This is a genomic window from Asticcacaulis sp. (assembly GCF_027484505.1).
GTDB lineage: Bacteria > Pseudomonadota > Alphaproteobacteria > Caulobacterales > Caulobacteraceae > Asticcacaulis.
Genome location: NZ_JAIXSV010000010.1, coordinates 1 through 4,556, shown reverse-complemented (window position 1 = coordinate 4,556; position 4,556 = coordinate 1). Strand labels below are relative to the sequence as shown.

The 4,556-nt window shown below is 61.2% G+C and carries 2 protein-coding genes; both read left to right on the top strand.

The features are described 5' to 3' along the window. The coding region (locus Q0072_RS00675; protein ID WP_298324273.1) for an autotransporter outer membrane beta-barrel domain-containing protein at positions 1–3,009 on the top strand (3,009 nt) is incomplete at its 5' end. Between the two features lie 102 nt (positions 3,010–3,111). Then, positions 3,112–3,906, top strand: a complete 795-nt coding sequence (locus tag Q0072_RS00670) for an RNA methyltransferase (protein ID WP_298324272.1) — start codon at positions 3,112–3,114, stop codon at positions 3,904–3,906. Positions 3,907–4,556: the final 650 nt, after the last annotated feature.

Sequence of the window (4,556 nt, the reverse complement as noted above, 5' to 3'; positions counted from 1 at the left end):
GCCCGCTCACCCTCGGACAATTCCTTCCTGTCGGCTGACGTGGCGATTGCCGGTTTCGATACGGCGACCGAGTTGCTGGGCCGTGACGGGGCCAATGGCATCGGCCTGCTGTTTTCGCCGGTCAATGGTCAGGTGGCGGTGACCATCGGTGGCTATGGTCAGGCGGGTAACGCCCTGACGGGTTCGCGCCTGTCGGGCACCGAAGACACCTTCTTCCGCCGTCTGGGCAAGAACATGCTGGGCTTCCTCGGCGATGAGCGCTCCATCTCGCTGGGCGTCTATGGCACGGCGGGTGGCAACTTCTTTGATCCGCCGGGTTTCACCTATCAGGACCTGTACTGGGTTGATTTTGATGACCCCCAACGTGCCACCCGCGCCTTCTCGGCCTCGGCGACCCGTTCATCGACCCTCAACACCTTCGATTTCGACATCTTCCCCGGTGCGGCCGTGGCCGGTGAAGCCCTGACGGCTTCGGGGGATTCCGGTTCGCCGCTGATTACCAGCGCCTATGGCCGTGAAGTGTCGCTGGGCGTGCTCAGCCAGGGGACGTCCTTCTTCTTTGACGTCGCGGGCAATACCAACGACAACTTTGTGTTCCAGAGCACCTTCTCCAACTATGGCGGGATTGCCGGCTATAACCCGCTGTTCCTCTTTTGGGATCAGATCGTCGTCAACAACCCCTATAAGTATGTAACCACCAAGGCCGGCGACGGTGAATGGACCGATGCGACCCGCTGGACGCAGGAAATCGACCCGCTCTATTACGTCCTTTCGGGTTCGACCCTGGTCAATGGCTTGCCGACCACGCCGGCGCTGGGCGTTTCCGGTGCTACGCCCAATATCGGCACCATCACGCCTAGCCCGTCACCTGTGGCGGCCTGCGCCTTTACGGGCACCTGCGTACCCGGCGCGGGCAAGAGTGAACCGGTGGATCTGGGTCTGGGCGACAGCGCGGATCGCGCCATGCCGGATACACAAACCCTGATTTCGACGGTCTCGGTCAACAATCTGGCCCAGCCGGGCACGGTCGAGCTGGGCGCCGGGCAGGTGACCACCTTGAGCATGGAAAGCGCCTCAAAGACCGCTGTCTCTGCGGTCACACTGTCGCCGGACGCCAATAATCAGGCGCAAAGCACGGCCTTGTGGTCGTCGGGCACCCTGATCGGTGTCAACACGGGCACCCTGACCGGGCCGGGCACCACCAACTTTGTGCCGAACAACACGGCGGGTACGGCGGGCCTGCAAAACTCGACCCGCTGGTTCGAGGTCAATCTGCGCAGCGCCGGCACGACCTTCCTGACCGGCACGACGGTGACCATTGACCGCCTCAATGTGCGCGGCGCAGCATCGGGCCTGACCATCCGCAGCGGGGCACGCCTGAACACCGTCATCTCGTCCTTCGGCGACGATGGCGTGCTGACGGTCGATGGTATCTTCAATCCGCGCGCCTATACGCTGTCTGGCGGGGCCATTTACGGGTCGGGTCAGATCATCGCCCCCGGCGGTGTGGCGATCCAGAACGGCATCGTTTCGGCGGGAGCTGCCAATGGCGGCGTGGGCACGCTTAGCGTCACGGGTAATGTGGTGCTTGGCGGCTCCAGCCTGATGGGCGTGGACGTCACCAGCGCCACGACGGCCGACCTTCTGGCGGTGACCGGCTCCCTGACCCTCGGCGGCAGCCTGTCGGTCGCGGCACGCAACGGCTATGTGCCGACCTATGGCACGCGCTGGACGGTAGCCACGGCGACGGCCCCCCTGACCGGCAGCTTTGCAACGGTGTCCTCCAACTTCCCCGGCGTTCTGCGCCCCTCGGCGCTGGTTTCCGGCAGCAATCTGGTGGTTGAGGTGACGGCCCTGCCGTATGCCACCCTGCTGAGCAAGACCAACCCTCTGTCGAGTCTGCTGGATGCCAACCGCGCCAGCTACAGCACGCTGAAGCCGGTCTATGATGCGCTCGACCCGCTGGGGGCCGGGGCGCTTGATGCGGCTTTCAGTGCGTCACAGCCGACGGCGGGCTTTGACGCGCTGGCGCTGGGCCGTTTGCAGGCCGGCGCTGTTCAGGGAACCGATTTCGGCCTCGGCGGGGCGTCGGGCAGCAGCCTGACTGTGGCGGGTTTCCGCGATCACAATCAGGCTCTGGGCCTGAATGCGCAGGCGGACGAACCGGTGCGCAATGAGATCGGGGGCGGGCTTTCGACCTTTGCTGCCTACCGCAACCTGAACGGCGATATGGCCTCTCTGAATGCCACCGGGCGGTCCGAAGCCGAGTCGCGCATCCTGTCGGTCGGGGCTGACTATGCCGTGACATCGGGTCTGCGTCTGGGGGCCGCGGCGCACTTTGCCGATGGTGAGGCGACCGGGCTCGGCACCAAGGCCAATAGCGATATGCAACAGTTCACCCTGTTTGCGCGCTATCAGAACCAGGGTTTCTTCGCCAGCGCCTATGGCGGTCCGGGCCGCCAGAAGCTGAAAACCCAGCGCAATCTGGCCCTCAATGGTCAGGTGCTGACGGCAGGGTATGATGCGGACATCACCACGGTCGGGGCGGTTCTTGGCTACGATATTGCCTTTGATCGTCAGGGCGTGGTGCTGTTCGGCGCTACCGATGCACTCAAGCTTGAAACGGATGGTTACAGCGAAACCGGCGGCAGCTTCGCGCTGAAAGTGGGCGAGCAGTCGTTTGAAAGCGTCAAGACGCGTCTGGGTCTCAGCTACTATGCGCGTTTCAAGGCCTTTGGCGGTACGCTGAAGCCGGGCCTGACGCTGGCGGCCGTGCAGGACAGCGAAGCCAAATCAACCAACAGCGCCAAGGTCGCCTTTGCCATCGCACCGACCCTGCTGACCGACGTGACCACACCGGGCATGGATAAGGAATGGGGTGAAATCGATCTGCACGTCGATTACGACTCCGGCAAGGCCTGGGGCGTTTCCGTGGGCTATCGCGGTGATGTCCACCGTGAGGATATCTCGGCCAATACCGCCTATGTCGTCCTGAAAAAGACGTTCTGATCCGGCGCATAATACGGATGGAAGCCCCCGCCTCAACCGCGGGGGCTTTTCATTATGAGCCATGCCTTTGCACAAGGCGGCATGTCCTTTATAAGCCCGCCCATGAAAGAAAACCGTACTGCCCCGCCGCTGGAGCGGCCCGACCTGACCCTGCCGTGCGTTATCCTCGACCGGCCCCAGATGGCTGAAAATATCGGCTCGGTCGCCCGCGTGATGGCCAATTTCGGCCTGCGCGATCTGCGTATCGTCAATCCACGCGATGGCTGGCCGCAGGAACGCGCCTGGGCCATGTCGTCCGGCGCGCACTGGCCGCTCGATAATGCCACTATATATGAGACGGTGGCCGAGGCCATTGCCGACCTCAATGCCGTCTATGCCACCACGGCCCGGCCGCGCGAGACCCAGTTACCCGTGCGCACCCCGCGTCAGTGCGCCGACGATTCTTACGCCAACGCGCAACAGGGCCTCAAAACAGGTCTGCTGTTCGGGGCTGAGCGCGCCGGGCTGGAAACCAGCGACATTGCCCTGTGCCATTCGATCGTCACCATCCCGGTCGATCCGGCCTTCCATTCGCTCAACCTGTCACAGGCCGTGAACATCGTCCTTTACGAGTGGCGCCTGAAGGTGATGGATACGCCCAAGGAAGCCTTCACCAAAAACATGGATCAGCCGGCGGCGCTGGAGAAGCTGCACGGCCTTTATGGGCATCTTGAGGATGAACTGGAAAAGGCCGGCTTCTTCTTCCCGCCGGAAAAGAAGGAATCGATGCAGCGCAATCTGCGCGTGGCGCTCAATCGCGCGCAGTTGACCGAGCAGGAAGTACGTACCTGGCGCGGCGTGGTGACGGCGCTGGTGAAGGGCAGGGGGCGCTCGCTTCTCAATAAAACGCCGGAATAAGACCGTACACGGGATATTTTCAGCAAAAAGACCGGGAAGCTGTGGATAGTCGCGAAAGGCGCGTTGACTCTCACGTCCACGGCCTTTAGACACCGCCCTCCCGACGGACAACGACGGCGCGGACGAAACCGGAAAGAGCTTTTGTTCTTTTTATTCAGTCTGTTAATTCGATGTCTTGAGGGCGGCTCGCTGCTTTAACTTTTTAAAAAGCGGGTTGACAGGCGGTAGGGAAGTTACTATCTCAGCCGCTTCCTTGCAGATGAAACTTTCTTGAAGGTGGCATTCGCAAGGCGTTAAGCTTAAGTTTTAAATGAGTTGAAAAACTTTTTAAAATAAAGACTTGACGGTAAAAATTGAGCGGTTATAAGCGCCGCTCTCCTGCTTCTGAGGGCTTCGGCCTGAGGCGGCGGACCGGTTGAGAAAGTTGAAAAACGGCCTTGACTTCAAAAATTAAAGCGGTATAAGCGCCGCTCTCTCAAACAACTGAGATTGAGTTGTTCCCCGCGCCGGTAAGGCTGGCACGTGTGGTGATCTTTGACATTGTATACTGGGGAAGGGAAACGCAGGCGGCGGTGGTCTATGACGACTACTGTTGCAAGCGGTCTCTTTTAATAGACAACCATTTATGGGTTGGGGTTTAGGCTCCGATC

Coding starts and splice junctions, on each gene's coding strand:
- Q0072_RS00670 (WP_298324272.1), top strand. CDS start 3,112: ATGAAAGAAAACCGTACTGCCCCGCCGCTGGAGCGGCCCGACCTGACC.